This window comes from Halobellus clavatus, from assembly GCF_900107195.1.
Taxonomy (GTDB): domain Archaea; phylum Halobacteriota; class Halobacteria; order Halobacteriales; family Haloferacaceae; genus Haloquadratum; species Haloquadratum clavatum.
On the sequence record NZ_FNPB01000001.1, the window covers coordinates 650,344 to 665,074 of the forward strand.

Genomic DNA, 14,731 nt, shown 5'->3' on the forward strand with positions numbered 1-14,731 from the left:
CTGGCGTCAACCCTTCCCGCTGCTCCCGCCTCCCGGAGATTGTTGCTCCTTCCCCGCGATCACCCTTCGGAGTGGGCGGAGAGGACGCTCTCGCGTTCCAGATCGGTGAATTCGCCGTCGACGATCCGGCCCACGGGGATCCACCCGGTCGTCGACTTCGTGCCGCAGGTGATGCACTGGCCGTAGACACGAACCTCGACGATCGGACCGTCGACACCGACCGCTTGGAAGTTCTCGACGACCAGATCAGCCAGGTCGCAGTCGCAGAATTCCGTGCTGTCAAGCCGCCAGAGTTCGCTCACGCTCACCCGCCGCGTGTCGTCGACAGAGAGCCACGCGCCGTCGTCGAGGATCCGAAGTCGAGTGGTCACATCCCCGATAGGGGCCCCACGGTCCCGTCTCTGACGGCGGTCACAAACTGCGACGCGTTCGCTGACACCGGGATCGGGGTAAATCTACCTGCAGTCAGTCGATTTTGCCTCCGAAAGCGCGTCGGAGATGCCGGAACTCCCTTCCGGTATCCGGGAGTAGTGGTTCGATTTACGCCTGAGGCGGCCCTTATGCGGGTTGACTCCGTATGGGTATTTGATGACCGACTCAGTCCCGATCGCTGACCGAACGGCGACGGCGGGGGCGCGGCAACACGCCCCGGCCGACGTCGCCCCGGAACTCTACGCGACAGCACAGACCGACGCCGATCCCGATGCAACCGACAGCGAGTCGGCCCGCGATGCGAGCAGTCGCCAATGAGCCAAAAGATGGAATTCGACGACGACGCGAGCGATAGCGACCCGAGCACCGACGCCGAGGACAGCGCCGACGAGGAGGCCGAGACGAGCCACCTCGACGACCTGGCGGACGGCGCCGGCTGCACTGAGATCTGGGAGCACCTCTCTGACGGACGCGACGAGTGACGCGGGTGCCGGTCGAGACGAGCGTTCCACCGCTCGCGCCGGATCGACCAACGAACTGACAACGCTCGCCCCGGCCACTCGACGGAGGGAGCCTTTTACTTCCGGACTCGCTACGTAGATTCGACGATGCCCGACGACGCCGACACAGACCGACGCCTGCCAGCCGATCGCGAAGAGCCGGTCGGCCGGCCGGTCGTCCGTGCCGACCCCGCCGTCACCGGTGAGCGGGCGAAAGAGGCCGTCGGGTTCGACCCTGAGGACCCCGAGAGCGTCGCCGAGGCGGCCGAGACGGTACTCGCATTCTCACAGAACACCGTCGGCGCCGCGGACAACGTCTACATGCTCCGCGGGGCCGCAGCGTGTGCCGCGCTCGTCAGGGGAGTCGGTTCCTACAAGGAGGCGGTCAAGCGCGCCGGCGGCGACGTCTCGGTGTCGTTCGTCCGGAAGTGGGCCCGCGTCCACGACCTCCCGCAAGCGATCCGCCGGCACGTCGCGCGCGGTGATATCGCGCCGACGGCTGCGAAGCACATCGCGCGCGTCTCGGGAGTCGACCGCTTCGACCTCGCGTGGGCGGTCGTCGACGCTGATCTCACCGTGCGGCAGGTGCGGCGGATCGCCAGCGAGATCGACGGCGACACCAGCGCTGCGGAGGCGCTCGCCGCCCGCGGCATCGAACTGGGACAGCTCGAACTCTCGCTCCCGATCGACGTCTACCGCGAGCTTCGACGGCGGGCCTCGATCGAGAACAGAGAGCCCGGTGAGATGGTCTCGGAGGCCCTGCGGACGTACTTCGACGAGGAATCCGTTACGCCCGAGTAGTGGGTTCGTCGACGCGGGGGAGCCGAGTCGGTCACGCCGGGTCGTCGCCGGAGTCGGCCGTCGGCAGCGAGAGAGAGACGACGCCGCCGGTAGCGGCAGCAGCGTCGTCGGCCGCGTCAACAGTGTCGCCGTCGTCACCGGCAGCAGCGTCGACGCCGCCGGGCGACTCGAAGCGGACCGAGCCGTTGGACCGCTTCGCCACGTGGTAGACGAACTGGAGCCCCAGTCCCGAGCCGTGGAACAGCGGCGTGATGTCGCCGGGACCCTGTGCCGCCCGCTGTTCCATCTCGGGGATTCCCGAGCCGGTGTCGGAGACGGTCACGACGACCCGGTCGTCCTCGCGACCGACGCGGACGGTCACGTCGACGTCGTCGCCCGCGTGGATGAAGGCGTTCTCGACGAGCTCCGCGATCGCGTCGCGGATCTCCGGGATCGCGCTGACCACGAACGGCTCCGAGCACTCGACAGCGACCTCACGGTCCGGGTACTCGGCTTCGAGATCCGCGACGACGTCTTCGACCACTGACTGCAGCGAGAGGTCCTGACACTCCGTCTCGTCCGTGAGGAGATCGACGATTCGACGCTCCTTGTCGGCGAGTTCGACGAGGTCAGCCCCGGCCGAACGGATCTGCTGTGCCGAGTGGCGCGCCTCGCCGCTGGTGCGATCTTCGAGCAGTTCGGCGTGCCCCAAGATGAGGTTCATCTTGTTGTAGAGGTTGTGTCGCAGGATGCGGTCGAGCACCCGAAGTTGGTGCTCGCGCTCGGCCCGGTCGGTGATGTCGCGACAGATGGCGACCATCCCGTCGATCTCGTCGTCCTCGTCGTAGAGCGGGTACCGCGTCGTGACGAACGATCGCTGGCCTTTCGTCGGGAACGTGGGAGTGATCTCGTAGTCGATCGACCGTTCGGATTCGAGGACCTCCCGCTTGCGGTCGTCGACCGCACGCGCGGTCGTCGGATCCATAAACGCGAACTCGTCGTCACCGATGAGGTCCGAGCGCGGGAGGCCGGCGTACTCGACGACGGCGTCGTTGACGACCTCGAAGTTCCCGTCGCAGTCCTGCAGCATAATCGGGTCCTCCAGTCGATTCGCGATCTCTCTGAATGTCTCCAGTCGCTCGCGGGTGTGGACCTGCTCGGTGATGTCGGTCTGGATGGCGACGAACCCCTCGACGGTGCCATCGTCGCCGGTGATCGGGGCGATCGTTTCGGAGGCGTGGTAGTGCTCGCCGGATTTGCGCTCGTTGAGGATCGGCTCGGACCACACCTCGCCGGAGAGAATCGTGCTCCAGAGGTCCGCGTAGTACGCCTGGTCCATCTCGCCGGATTTGAGCAGGGACGGATCCTCCCCGATCACCTCCTCGGGGGCGTACCCGGTCACGTCCTCGAACGCGGGGTTGACGTACTCGATGGTCCCCGTCCGGTCGGTGATGAAGATCGCGTGCCCGGCGGCCTCGACCGCCCGCTTGAATCGCCGGGCGGCGGCCTCGGGTCGCTTCCGATCGGTGACGTCCTGGAACGCGCCGCGGACACCGACGACCTCACCGGCGGCGACGACCGGCCGTCCTCTCGACCGGACCTGCCGCATCTCGCCGTCCGCGCGGACGAGTCGGTACGTCGAGTCGAACCGTTCGCCCTCGAGTGCGGCCTCGATGTCGGTCCGGACCGCCGCGCGATCCGCAGGGTGATAGCACTCGATCGCCTGTTCGAGCGTCGGTTCGAACGATCGGTCGATGCCGTGCAGTCGGTAGGTCTCGGCCGTCCACGTGAGCGTCTCGGTGCGGGCGTCGAACGCCCAGCCACCCACGTCGGCGAGTTCGGCAGTGGCCTCGAGCAAGTCACGACCGGCCGCGTCCCGGTCCCGGTCGCTGTCTGCGGGTGTCGCGGACAGAGACGCGTCGATGGCGTCCGCGAGGAGGCCGTGATCGTCGGTGTCGATCGATTCCGGAACGTATCGGACGGTCGCGTCGTTCGCGGCCTGGCGCGCCAGGTCGTCGGCGGGACGCTCCGGGTAGAGCACGACCGGCGTCAACCGATCGGTCGACGCGTCCTCCGTACCGCCGTCGCCTGCGGCCGAACCGACGGCGGCCTCAGTGATCGCTGATCCGCCGCACTGAGGACGGCTTCGGGAAACGACGCAGTCGGGTCGGGGACGGGAGGGCGGCGAGGAGTCGCCGGTCACGACCACGTCGATGGTCCGGGATCGATCCGCGAGCGCGTCGCGGACGGCCGACGCGAGCGCCTCGTCGCCGCGAACGAGGATCGTCTGCAGAGTCGTCGAGCCGTCGTCTCTCGGGGCGCGAGAATTCATCGCATTGGTATCACCAGTGGACGCTCCTGGATCGTTCTCACCGAACACGTTGTCTCGTGTCGTCGCCCGAAGAATGAATATGTGTTCTTCTTGTCGCCAGACCGGCACACGCGAAGAGCAAACCCTTATGAGCAGGCGGTAGTTACGCCTCGGTGAGGGCCGGTAGCTCAGTTCGGCAGAGCGTCTGGCTTTTAACCAGACGGTCGCGCGTTCAAATCGCGTCCGGCCCGTCTTCTCGCCGCGAGCACTATCGCGAGCGGCGACTATCTACCCGACGGGAGTTGAATCGGAGACTCAGAGCGACCCGTTGAGCACCTTCGCCGCGACGAGCACGGGATCCCAGACCGGGCTAAACGGTGGTGCGTAGCCGAGGTCCTGCCGTTCGAGTTCGCCGACGGTCAGTTCACCGCCGAGCGCCGTCGCGACGGTGTCGATGCGGACGGCCGCTCGGTCGGTCCCGGCGATGCTACCGCCGAGGAGTCGGCCCGTGGCGCGGTCGGCGACGAGGGTGACTGTCGTCTCGGCCGCGTCAGGGTAGTAGCCCGACCGCGACCCGGCGGTGATCGTCTCCGAGACCGGATCGAAGCCGGCCGCTCGGGCCCGGTCGTGGTCCAGAATTCCGGTCCGGCCGCACTCGAGATCGAACGCCTTGACCATCGCCGTACCGGCGACGCTGCCGACGGGCTGTGGATCCCCGGCCACCGTCGCGCCGATCGCCCGGCCGGCGCGGTTCGCCGGCAGTCCGAGGGGATCCCAGGTCGCCTCGCCCGTGACGGTGTGGGGCATCTCCGCGACGTCGCCGGCGGCGTACACGTCGTCGACCGAAGTGCGGCCGAAGGCGTCGGTGGCGATCGCCCCCGACCCGCCGCGTTCGATCGGCGTGTCCTCGATCAGTGCCACGTTCGGGCGGATGCCGATCCCGACGAGTACGGCGTCGACGTCGAGTGTCGAGCCCGAGTCACAGACAACCGTATCGACGGCTCCGGCCCCGCCACGGAGCCGGACGACCTCCTCGCCGAGGTGGGTCGTGACGCCCGCGTCGTCGAGCGCTGCGATGACCGCGTCGCCGACGGCGTCGCCGAAGCCCGGAACCGGGCGTTCGGAGCGCTGGAAGAGGTGGACGTCCACGTCCCAGGCGTCGAACGCCTCGGCCATCTCGACGCCGACGTAGCCGGCGCCGACGACTGCGACCCGCTCCGGCGGTGACATCGCGCCGTATCGCTCGACCACGTCCGCAGCGAGCGCGTCGCCGCCGCCGAGATCGGCGACAGCGAACTCCTCGGGCGGGGTGAGAAACGCCCGGATCGCCGCCGCGTGATCGAGTCCGTGAAGCGTGAACACCCGGTCGAGCGACGACCCCTCGATCGGGTCGTCGACCGCGCGGGCACCCGTGGCGATCAGGAGGTCGTTGTACGGTTGTTCAAAGGTCTCGCCGTCCGCTCGGACGGAGACCGTCTGTGAGTCGGTATCGACGCCGACGACCTCGTGGCCCCGGCGCAGGTCGATGCCGCGTTCCGCCACCGCCGCGGGTGAGAGCGAGAGCAGGTCCTCGAGGCGGTCGACTTGGCCCTTCACGAAGTAGGGCGTCCCGCAGTGTGCGTAGGAGATCCACTGGCCCTTCTCGAAGACGACGACGTCGCGGTCGGGATCGGTTCGACGGCACTTGCTCGCGGCCGAGAGGCCGGCCGCGTCACCACCGACGACGACGAACGGAGCTGACATATCGGTCCCTGCGGCGGCCTGGGGTAGATACCTTTCGCCGGACGGCATCGGTCGCGCACGGGCGCAGTCCGCCAGCAGTGCCGACCTCCCGGCGGATGATTTTAGCGGGACGCGACACGAGTGGCGGTATGGACGTCGCGGCCGTGCAACTGCCGGCGGAGAACGCCCCGAAGGAGAACCTCGATCGGGCCGTCTCGCGGATCCGAGACGCTGCCGACGCGGGGGCGGCGTTGGTCGTGTTGCCGGAACTATGGCCGGTCGGATACTTCGCGTTCGACGCTTACGGCGACGCCGCCGAACCGGTCCCGGGACCGACGACGGACCGACTGAGCGCGCTCGCCGACGACCTGTCGATCCACCTCCACGGCGGGAGCATCCTCGAACGGGACGGTGACGAACGGTACAACACGTCCCTGTTCTTCGGCCCCGACGGGGACCTGCTCGCGACCTACCGGAAGATGCACCTCTTCGGCTACGAGTCCGAGGAGGCGCGCCGGCTCACGGCCGGGACCGATCCCTGCGTCGTCGAGACTGAACTTGGGACGGTCGGGCTGACGACCTGCTACGACCTCCGCTTCCCAGCGCTCTATCGATCGCTCGTCGACGACGGCGTCGAGGTGCTGCTCGTCACGTCCGCGTGGCCGCTCGAACGGCTCGATCACTGGCACCTCTTCGCTCGGACCCGGTCGGTCGAGAACCAGTCGATCCTCGTCGCCGCGAACCTCGCTGGCTCGGTCGGCGGCGTCGACCTCGCCGGGGAGAGCGTCGTGATCGATCCCTGGGGCGTCGAGCGGGCCAACGCCGGTCGGAATCCCGGAACCGCGCGGGCGGAAGTCGATCTCGGGGAAGTGCGAGACGCGAGAGCGACGTTCCCGGTGCTCGAGGACAGACAGCTCTGAGCGAGGTGAGTCCTTATATACGAAGGCGGGGCCAGGACCGCCGTGACCTAACGCGAGTCCCGCGTCGGATCGCGGTCGTCCGGCACGTCGGCGCGGGGAAAACAGGAGTACGGGTGCCGGCTGTTCGCCCTCACTGAGCCCTGCCGACCGATCTGCAGTGGAAGTCCAGGGGGTCGATCCCCACCACGACGTCAGCGTGTTACGCCCGCACGTTCTCACCGGCCGGGTCGCCGACGACGGCCTCACCGTCGTAGACGACGTCACCACCCCGGAGCGTCAGGTCCGGGAAGACGCCGTCGTACCCCTCGAACGGCGTCCACCCGCACTTCGAGTGCAGATCGTCGCCGCGGATCTCGCGGCTGTCGTCGGGATCGACCAGCACGAGGTCGGCGTCGTAGCCTTCCCGAATCCGGCCTTTCCGCGGAAGGTCGAAGATGGAGGCGACGTTCGCAGCGGTGACGTCGCGGACGCGCTCGTAGGAGATTTCCCCCTGTTTAGCGCGCGCTAAGAGCAGCGGGAGCATCGTCTCGACGCCCGGGACGCCGCTCGGCGCGTCCCAGAGCCCAGCGTCCTTCTGCTCGCGCGTGTGGGGCGCGTGATCGGTCGCGACGATGTCGATGTCGCCCGCGACGAGCCGCTGCCACAGGTCCGAGCGGCGCTCCTCACTCCGGAGCGGGGGGTTCATCCGGCCGTACGTCCCCAGGTCGGTCGCATCCTCGCGCGAGAGAAACAGGTGGTGCGGCGTCGCCTCGCAGGTCGCACCCCCCGCGACCGCGGCGTCCACACCCTCGGGCGTGCTCGTGTGCGCGATGTGGATATCAGCCCCGGCGTCTGCGCCGACGTCGACCGCGCGCTCGACCGCCGCCGCTTCGGCCTCGGCAGCGCGGTACTGGCTCCAGACGTCGGCGTCGGCGTCGTGGCCGGTACCGCCGGCGTCACGCTCGCGGGCCGACTCGTCGAACAGCTCGGCGTCCTCGGCGTGGACAGTGACGACGACGTCGGCGTCGGCCGCGCGCTCCACCGCGTCGGCGAAGAGCGACGCGTCGATCCCCATATCGCCGGTCGAATCGGCGAGGAAGACCTCACCGAGCGCGAACAGCGGCCGGTCGAACAGCGACGCGGGATCCCAGTCGGGGGTGACGCCGCCGTTGATCCCGTAATCGACGGACGACGCGGCCGCCAGCGAGGCCTTCTCGTCGAAGGCGTCGCCGGTGACCGTCGGCGGCGTCGTGTTCGGCTGGTCGACGACGGTGGTCACGCCCCCGGCGACGGCGCTCCGCGAGCCGGTCGTCCAGGTTTCCTTCTCGTCGTGTCCGGGTTCGCGAAAGTGGACGTGCGCGTCGATCGCACCGGGTAACAGGAGCCGTTCGTCCGCGTCGATGACGCGGTCCTGCGGGTCGGTAGCGACCGATTCGGCCACGCTGGCGATCCGGCCGGAAGCGGTCCGGACGTCGCGGACCCGCCCGTCGGCGAGCCGCGCGTCGCGAAAGAGTGTCGACATACGCGGGCGTCGCCCGCGGCTGACCTAAGCCCGGCGGTTCGATGCGGCTGCCCGGGCCGACGGACCTAAGCGCCGGCCGTGCAGCGATAGCGTATGCGCGGTGAGACGGCGTGACGGCTACGGACGCGGACGGGCGAGACGCCGAGTGTCGAGTCCGGCTCCCGGCGTCGACGCTTCGTGAGTACCGGCGGTTCTCGCTGTATAACTCGCCGTATCCGGCGCACGACGCGGGCTGTGCGATCGATCTGTATCCGGCCACGAACGACGGCCGTTCGCCCGTCGCCGGCGAGGTTATCGAAACCCGCACCGTTCGCGCCCCCTCGAAGTCGTACGCGGACGACGAGGAGTATCTGATCCTGGTCGACGTCGACCTCGACGCGAGCGGCATCGACGTCGAATCGCCGGCCCAGGGCCTGGTGGCCCGGGTGCTGCACGTGCAGCCGAGCGTGGCCCCCGGCGACCGGGTCGGCGTCGGCGCCTCACTCGGGTCGATGGTCCGCTCGGGCTTCTTCGCCCCGTGGGTCGAGAATCACGTCCACGTCGGGTTCCGGCGGCCGTCGCAGCACCTCCACCGGGCCGGGGGGTCGGTACCGATCGACGTCGGAGTCGACGTCGAGCCGCTGCCGTGGGACGGCACGGGAACCGTGATCGAGGTCGGTGAGACCTACGCGCTGCTGGACGCTCCGGCACACCCCGCGTCCGGCGAGCGGTTCGCCGGCGTCGGAGCGACGACCGCTGCCGAGGGGGGGCGCGAGACGACGGCTCCGGCCGGACGGGTCGCCCTCGACGGCGGCTTCGCCCACTACGCAGCCGGAGGTGCCCTCGGCTCCGTGAGCCGCGACCTCACTGGTGAGACGGTGTCGTTTCTCGGCCACCCGGTCGGAGCCCGCACCGACCGGACGGTGGCGTGGCGTGACGTCGACGTCCTCGCGAACGGCGACCGGATCACCGGGCTCTCGTTGTTCGTCGGTATCGACCCGTCGTTCGGGGCGAAACTCGTCTGTCCCGACTGGGAGTGTTCAGTCGGCGAGCGGGTCCGAGTCACCGTCCGCGACAGCGACGACCCGATCCGTCTCGGCTGAGACTCACGTCCCGAAGCCGACGTCCTCACGTCTCGGAGGAGACATCTTCACGACTCGAAGGCGACGTCCGCCCGCGTCGTCACCTCACCGAACAGCCACTCGGCGTGATCGAGTGCGTACTCCCGATGGTCCTCCTCGATCGCGCCGATCGCGTCCTCGACGAGCACTGGACGGTAGTCTCGCAGCCCGGCACTGCCGGCGGTATGAAGCACACAGACGTTCGCGAGCGTCCCGCAGATGAGCAGATTGTCGATGCCGCGGGCGGTGAGCCAGCCGTCGAGTTCGGTCTCGTAAAACGCGTCGTAGGTGTGCTTCTCGACGACGTGGTCCGCGTCGCTGACCTCGAGTGCGTCGACGATCGCGGCGTCCCAGGAGTCTTCGAGGACGTGTTCGCCCCACTGGTCGAACTCGTCGTAGTAGTGCGCATCGTCGAACTGCTCCGGTGGGTGAACGTCGCGGGTGAAGACGATCTGTGCGCCGGCGTCGCGAGCGTCGGCGACGAGGTCGGCAACGGCGTCGATAGCCGCTTCGCTGCCGGGGGCGTAGAGGCTCCCGTCCGGATGACAGAACCCGTTCTGCATATCGACGACGACGACCGCGGTGCGTTCGGGCGCCAAGAGGGGCATACCTATTCGTCGAACGCACAGGCCAAAGTGGGTTCCGTCGAGCCGGAACCCGGGTGTTCGTCCCGGGGGCGAAAAGGTACTTCACCGCGTGGGACTTGGAATCGATAATGAACGTGAGACACGGCCTCGCTGTGTTGGCCGTCGCTGTCCTCCTCGTCCTCGCCGGGTGTAGTGCTCCGGTGCAGGACCCCGAACCCGCCGCGAGCGGCAGTGAGCGCGTCGCGTCGCCGCCGGCGAACTTCTCGGACCCCGAATCGGACGTCCTCGGCTGGGAGGATGGCTACTGGTACAACGAACCGATCTCCGTCGACCAGTCCGATGGGTTGTCCGACGAGGAGACGCGGGCGTACGTCGGACGCGCGATGGCTCGCGTCGAGGTGATCCGCAAACTCGAGTTCGAGCGCCGCGTGCCCGTTTCAGTCATCTCCCGGGAGACCTATCGGAATCGGAGTGGCGGCGGTGGTGGCACAGCCGGTGAGACCGACTACAGCCAGTGGAACGACCAGGTGTGGGAAGCGCTCTTTGTGACCGGAGAATCAGAAGACAGTAACACTGCAATCAGTACCACCCGGAGCAGCGCCGTCGCCGGGTTCTACTCGCCCACCGACGATGAGATCAAGATCATCACCGGGACGCCGGAGTCGCCGACGATCAGCAACGTCACGCTGATGCACGAACTCGTCCACGGACTCCAGGATCAGCACTACGACCTCACCGATCGACGCTACAGCACGGAGACCCAGGACGGCCAACTCGCGACCGACGGGCTGATCGAAGGGGACGCGAGCTACGTCGAACAGCAGTACATCGAGCGCTGTGGCGGCGCGTGGGAGTGCGTCGAAACGCCGGCGGCGTCCGGGGGTGGCGGTGGCGGCGGTGGCGGGGGAATGAATCTCGGCATCTTCCTGACCATCTTCCAGCCGTACTCGGACGGCCCCGTCTACGTCGACGACCTCGTCAGTTCCGAGGGATGGGGAGCCGTCGACGAGTCGTTCCAGACGCCGCCGGTCTCGTCGGAGCAGATCATCCACCGCACCGACGAGACGCCGGTCCAGATCGAGTACCGCGACCGCGCCAGAAACGGGTGGGAGACGTTCCCACAGCAGGGCGAGGACGGCTCCGACACCGTGGGCGAGGCCTCGATGTACGTGATGTTCTGGCACCAGGCGCGAGAGTCTGGCGCGGAGACGATCGATCCCCGCACGCTCAGCGACGTCGACGGCCGGTACGATACCTACAACTACGCCGCCGACCCCTCCGCGGGGTGGGGGAACGATCGGCTGTTCCCGTACCGGAACCAGACCAGCGAGGACGGGGAGTACGGGTACGTCTGGGTGACTGAATGGGACACCCGAGCCGACGCACGGGAGTTCCAGCGGGCGTATCAGGCCATCCTCGACGCCCAGAACGCCGAACAGCGCGCCGAATCGACCTACGTGATTCCGGAGGGCCAGTTCGCCGATGCGTTCCGCGTCACGCGGTCCGGCACGCGCGTGACAATCGTGAACGGGCCGAGAGTCGACGATCTGGACGACATCCGGCCGCGCTCGTCGTGAGGGGGCTTCCGACGCCGCGCTCGGTTGAAGAACGATCGCCTTCGGACGGTCCGGCTGAACGAGTGAACTTTTCAGCGCGCCCGTCGAACGGCGGGTATGGAGTTCGACATCGTCGGTCCGGAAGCGATCAGGGACGGACGGGCGACCGACGCGTACTTCGACCGGACGGAGACGACGCTCCGGCACGCCGAGCGGAACCCCCACGTAGTCGCCGAGATCACCGCTGATCAGTTTCCCGACGGGGAGTACGAACTGCTCGCGGGCGTGAAGGACGTCGCGGCGCTCTTAGAAGGCCGGAACGTCGACGTCGATGCGATCCCCTCGGGTCGCCTGTTCGACGGCGGCCCAGTGATGCGGATCGAGGGAGACTACCTGGAGTTCGCTCGTCTCGAAACGTCGATTCTGGGGTTCCTCTCGCACGCGTCCGGCGTCGCGACCACCGCGTTGGACGTCAGGCGGGCCGCGCCCGATTCGCTCGTCCTCTCGTTCGGGGCGCGACACGTCCACCCCTCGATCGCGGCGATGATCGAGCGGAGCGCGCTGATCGCCGGTCTCGACGGGTTCTCACACGTCGCCGGCGGCGAGGTGCTGGGACGGGACGCCGGCGGGACGATGCCGCACGCGCTGGTGATCTGCTTCGGCCGGGGGAAGCAGGAGGCGGCCTGGCAGGCCTTCGACGAGGCAGTCGGCGAGGACGTTCCCCGCGTCGCGCTGTGTGACACGTACTCCGACGAGACCGACGAGGCGCTCCGGGCCGCGACGGCGCTCGGTGACCGCCTCGACAGCGTGCGACTCGACACCACCGGATCCCGACGGGGCGACTTCCGTCACATCGTCAAGGAAGTGCGCTGGACGCTCGACGCACACGGTCGCGAGGACGTCGACGTCTTCGTCTCCGGCGGCCTCGGACCCGAAAACCTGCGGGCGCTTCGAGACGTGGCCGACGGGTTCGGCGTCGGCGGCTACGTCTCGAACGCCGACCCGGTGGACTTCGCGCTCGACCTCGTCGAGGTCGACGGCGAACTCGCCGCCAAGCGCGGCAAACTCACCGGCGCGAAGTCCGTCTATCGGACGCCCGACGGCGGCCACCACGTCGGACTCCGCGGCCGCGACGGTCCCGAGGGCGGAGAACCGCTCCTCGAACCGCTGCTCCGGGACGGCGAGGTCGTCGACGGGGTCGAACTCGGCATCGACGCGGCGGCCGAGCGGGCCGCTCGCGACGCGGAGCGCTGTGCGTACGGCGCGGAGTGAGACGCGGACCGGGCCGTCGGGATGGACCGACCGGCGGGGGACCTATTTTTCTCCCCCACGTAGCACGGCTATGGCGGACGCTGTCTGGGTCGTGAGACACGGCGAACGGCGCGATACGGTGGATCCCGACTGGGCCGAACACGCCGAGCGGCCGCACGATCCACCGCTGACCGAGCTGGGCCGCTGGGCGGCCTGGCGCGTCGGCCGACGCTTCGCCGAGTCGGGCCCGGCCTTCGACGCCATCTACACGTCGCCGTTCCTCCGGGCGGTCGAGACCGCCGACGAAATCTGTCGGGAGATCGGGGCCGAAGCGTGGCTCGAACCGGGACTCGGCGAGCACCGGAACGCCGAGTGGTTCGACGCGGAACCGGAGATACTGTCGAATCAGGCGTTGACTGCTCGGTTCGATCCGATACGAGACGACCACGAACCGTCCCTCCACCCGACGTTTCCGGAGACGCACGCCGAGGCGAGTGCGCGAGTCGGCGAGACCGCCACACGGATCGTCGAGGACGAGGCCGGGACGGTCCTCCTCGTCGGGCACGGGCTCACCGTCGGCGGCGTCGTGGAGGGACTCGTGGGCTCAACGGCGGGCGTAGACGCACCGCTGTGTGGGATCACGCGGATCGAGCGCGTCGCGGAGCGCACCGGCGACGGGACTGACGAATGGGAACTGGACTGCTCCGGGGACACGTCGCACCTGTAGCTCCGGTCCGGCGTCAATCGCCGCGACGCGGTCGGAGCGAGGACTGTCCGGCGTCGCTACAGTTCTTCGACGCTGCCGCCGTCAGCGCGCTCGCGGAAGACCTGGCCGTCGAACAGCGTCACGGTCGCATCGTCGTCCTGCCAGGCCAGCGGCGAGAGGCCCGCTTTGCGGCAGGCGTGGGTCAGGAACTGCTCTTCGTTCCAGCCGTTTTCGACCGGAATCGTCGGGTAAAGCCAGCCGTGGTTGCCGTCTTTGTCGATGACGACGCCGTGTGTGCCCAGTTCGACGTCGTCGAGCGGTCGGTCGGTCTCCGTGTGATCGCAGACAACGCAGACCGAGATGGTGAGATTCGAGAGTTCGGGCTGTTCGATCTCCGAGCCACAGGAGTCGCCGGAGGCCGCCTCGATGGCGGCGTCGACGATCGCGTGGCCTAGCTGGTCGCTCCCCCGATATGCACCGGCACAGCCTCTGAGGCGTCCACGGCCGCGCGTGGACCGGATCCGAACGAACGCGCCAGTGCGGGCGTAGAAGGCGTCCCGCATACTCCCCGGCTGCTCTCGTTGTCCATGAAGAACGTACGATTCGACCGATTCACGCGCGAGCTCGACCGCCCTCGCCCCGTCGTCGTAGGAGAGACGAACGGTCTGCGCCTCGGACATATATCCGAAGAAGCGCCGGGCTGACTTGAACGCTTCCCTTCTATCTTGGGGGTATACGGCCCCGAACGTCCGTTCGGGCGGGCGATTGTGAATGGATATCGAGGGTACGGAGGGAGAGCGACGGATCGAGCGCTCGGGGGCTGTCGGACGCCGGACCGACCGAACGGCTTATTTGACTCTCCCGTCTCGTCGCTAACGGCAGAGAGAGCTCGGCTCCCGTCGGTCCACACGGACCGATGAGGAAAGTCCCCCCACCGTCCGGACGGGTGACCGGGCGCAAGCCCGGAGTCGGAGACGGCTGGCGCTGGAACAGAAACGAGACCCCTCGGCCCGACCGATGAGACGCGCTCGGCGGCGCGAGCCGCCGGCGGTGCGAGCGGGGTGACCCGCACGCACGCGAACCGACCCGCGAGGGAAGGGAGTTGACCCGTCGAGGGAACCGCGGTCGCGACGCGACCGCGGAACGTGAGCGGTGGAAGCCGCGAGCGCGTGCGCGTCCCGTGATTACGACGGGCGAGCGGCAGAGCCGCACGCACGCGGGAACGGCCGAGAACGGATGGAACGGCGAATCCTCACCGGTGCAAGTCCGCGCCGCGAAGGTAGTCCGGACAGGGCGCGGGCGCTCAGCCGAATGCCGAGACGAACAGAAGGGGGCTTACTCCTCTCAGCCATCCACGCTCCGCGA

Annotated in this window: 14 protein-coding genes, 1 tRNA gene and 1 other RNA gene; 10 read left to right on the forward strand and 6 right to left on the reverse strand. The window is 68.5% G+C overall.

Annotated features, from left to right (window positions below):
* Positions 1-59 precede the first annotated feature (59 nt).
* Positions 60-371, reverse strand: a complete 312-nt coding sequence (locus tag BLU74_RS03150; RefSeq protein WP_089765054.1) for a DUF8134 family protein — start codon at positions 369-371, stop codon at positions 60-62.
* A 217-nt stretch (positions 372-588) separates the two neighbouring features.
* Between BLU74_RS03150 and BLU74_RS18780 the strand changes: the two genes are divergently transcribed.
* From BLU74_RS18780 to BLU74_RS03155, 3 genes are all read left to right on the forward strand, one after another.
* Positions 589-750 (forward strand): hypothetical protein, encoded by a 162-nt coding sequence (locus tag BLU74_RS18780; protein ID WP_175454550.1) that lies wholly within the window; start codon positions 589-591, stop codon positions 748-750.
* Positions 747-914: a hypothetical protein gene (locus BLU74_RS18785; RefSeq protein ID WP_175454517.1), complete on the forward strand. Its 168-nt coding sequence runs from the start codon at positions 747-749 to the stop codon at positions 912-914. The genes BLU74_RS18780 and BLU74_RS18785 overlap by 4 nt, the downstream gene beginning before the upstream one ends.
* A 126-nt stretch (positions 915-1,040) precedes the next feature.
* On the forward strand, positions 1,041-1,733 hold the full coding sequence (locus BLU74_RS03155) for a DUF7119 family protein (protein WP_089765056.1): 693 nt from the start codon (positions 1,041-1,043) through the stop codon (positions 1,731-1,733).
* A gap of 31 nt (positions 1,734-1,764) precedes the next feature.
* On the opposite strand, the gene BLU74_RS03160 is transcribed toward BLU74_RS03155, so the two are convergent.
* A complete protein-coding gene (locus BLU74_RS03160) occupies positions 1,765-4,044 on the reverse strand; it encodes a PAS domain S-box protein (RefSeq protein WP_089765058.1) in 2,280 nt (759 codons plus the stop codon).
* Between the two features lie 156 nt (positions 4,045-4,200).
* Between BLU74_RS03160 and BLU74_RS03165 the strand changes: the two genes are divergently transcribed.
* Positions 4,201-4,274 (forward strand) — tRNA-Lys (locus BLU74_RS03165).
* Positions 4,275-4,338: 64 nt separating this feature from the next.
* Here BLU74_RS03165 and BLU74_RS03170 read toward each other — a convergent pair.
* Entirely contained in the window at positions 4,339-5,766 is a 1,428-nt protein-coding gene (locus tag BLU74_RS03170) for an FAD-dependent oxidoreductase (protein WP_089765060.1), read from the reverse strand.
* Positions 5,767-5,894: 128 nt separating this feature from the next.
* On the opposite strand from BLU74_RS03170, the gene BLU74_RS03175 reads away from it, so the two are divergent.
* Complete coding sequence (locus tag BLU74_RS03175) at positions 5,895-6,665, forward strand: carbon-nitrogen family hydrolase (protein ID WP_089765062.1); 771 nt, start codon at positions 5,895-5,897, stop codon at positions 6,663-6,665.
* 199 nt (positions 6,666-6,864) lie between these two features.
* Here BLU74_RS03175 and BLU74_RS03180 read toward each other — a convergent pair whose 3' ends face one another.
* Positions 6,865-8,166: a dihydroorotase gene (locus BLU74_RS03180; RefSeq protein ID WP_089765064.1), complete on the reverse strand. Its 1,302-nt coding sequence runs from the start codon at positions 8,164-8,166 to the stop codon at positions 6,865-6,867.
* A 110-nt stretch (positions 8,167-8,276) separates the two neighbouring features.
* Between BLU74_RS03180 and BLU74_RS03185 the strand changes: the two genes are divergently transcribed.
* A complete protein-coding gene (locus BLU74_RS03185) occupies positions 8,277-9,248 on the forward strand; it encodes a DUF8155 domain-containing protein (RefSeq protein WP_089765066.1) in 972 nt (323 codons plus the stop codon).
* A gap of 47 nt (positions 9,249-9,295) precedes the next feature.
* Here BLU74_RS03185 and BLU74_RS03190 read toward each other — a convergent pair whose 3' ends face one another.
* Positions 9,296-9,874 carry a cysteine hydrolase family protein gene (locus BLU74_RS03190; protein WP_089765068.1) on the reverse strand — a complete coding sequence of 193 codons (579 nt, stop codon included), beginning with the start codon at positions 9,872-9,874 and terminating at the stop codon, positions 9,296-9,298.
* A gap of 107 nt (positions 9,875-9,981) precedes the next feature.
* On the opposite strand from BLU74_RS03190, the gene BLU74_RS03195 reads away from it, so the two are divergent.
* The 3 genes from BLU74_RS03195 (at position 9,982) to BLU74_RS03205 (ending at position 13,387) form a co-directional block, all read left to right on the forward strand.
* Complete coding sequence (locus tag BLU74_RS03195) at positions 9,982-11,430, forward strand: Hvo_1808 family surface protein (RefSeq protein WP_089765070.1); 1,449 nt, start codon at positions 9,982-9,984, stop codon at positions 11,428-11,430.
* Positions 11,431-11,526: 96 nt separating this feature from the next.
* A complete protein-coding gene (locus tag BLU74_RS03200; RefSeq protein WP_089765072.1) occupies positions 11,527-12,681 on the forward strand; it encodes a nicotinate phosphoribosyltransferase in 1,155 nt (384 codons plus the stop codon).
* Between the two features lie 70 nt (positions 12,682-12,751).
* The gene (locus BLU74_RS03205) at positions 12,752-13,387 is read left to right on the forward strand and encodes a histidine phosphatase family protein (protein WP_089765074.1); all 636 of its coding nucleotides are present in this window, start codon (positions 12,752-12,754) and stop codon (positions 13,385-13,387) included.
* Between the two features lie 56 nt (positions 13,388-13,443).
* Here the strand turns inward: BLU74_RS03205 and BLU74_RS03210 are convergent, their stop codons facing one another.
* The gene (locus tag BLU74_RS03210) at positions 13,444-14,046 is read right to left on the reverse strand and encodes a TIGR00296 family protein (RefSeq protein WP_089765077.1); all 603 of its coding nucleotides are present in this window, start codon (positions 14,044-14,046) and stop codon (positions 13,444-13,446) included.
* A 197-nt stretch (positions 14,047-14,243) separates the two neighbouring features.
* Between BLU74_RS03210 and rnpB the strand changes: the two genes are divergently transcribed.
* Positions 14,244-14,716: RNase P RNA component (rnpB, locus tag BLU74_RS03215), an RNA gene on the forward strand.
* The last annotated feature ends 15 nt before the right edge of the window (positions 14,717-14,731 follow it).

Coding starts and splice junctions, on each gene's coding strand:
- BLU74_RS18780 (WP_175454550.1), top strand. CDS start 589: ATGACCGACTCAGTCCCGATCGCTGACCGAACGGCGACGGCGGGGGCG.
- BLU74_RS18785 (WP_175454517.1), top strand. CDS start 747: ATGAGCCAAAAGATGGAATTCGACGACGACGCGAGCGATAGCGACCCG.
- BLU74_RS03155 (WP_089765056.1), top strand. CDS start 1,041: ATGCCCGACGACGCCGACACAGACCGACGCCTGCCAGCCGATCGCGAA.
- BLU74_RS03160 (WP_089765058.1), bottom strand. CDS start 4,044: ATGAATTCTCGCGCCCCGAGAGACGACGGCTCGACGACTCTGCAGACG.
- BLU74_RS03170 (WP_089765060.1), bottom strand. CDS start 5,766: ATGTCAGCTCCGTTCGTCGTCGTCGGTGGTGACGCGGCCGGCCTCTCG.
- BLU74_RS03175 (WP_089765062.1), top strand. CDS start 5,895: ATGGACGTCGCGGCCGTGCAACTGCCGGCGGAGAACGCCCCGAAGGAG.
- BLU74_RS03180 (WP_089765064.1), bottom strand. CDS start 8,166: ATGTCGACACTCTTTCGCGACGCGCGGCTCGCCGACGGGCGGGTCCGC.
- BLU74_RS03190 (WP_089765068.1), bottom strand. CDS start 9,874: ATGCCCCTCTTGGCGCCCGAACGCACCGCGGTCGTCGTCGTCGATATG.
- BLU74_RS03195 (WP_089765070.1), top strand. CDS start 9,982: ATGAACGTGAGACACGGCCTCGCTGTGTTGGCCGTCGCTGTCCTCCTC.
- BLU74_RS03200 (WP_089765072.1), top strand. CDS start 11,527: ATGGAGTTCGACATCGTCGGTCCGGAAGCGATCAGGGACGGACGGGCG.
- BLU74_RS03205 (WP_089765074.1), top strand. CDS start 12,752: ATGGCGGACGCTGTCTGGGTCGTGAGACACGGCGAACGGCGCGATACG.
- BLU74_RS03210 (WP_089765077.1), bottom strand. CDS start 14,046: ATGTCCGAGGCGCAGACCGTTCGTCTCTCCTACGACGACGGGGCGAGG.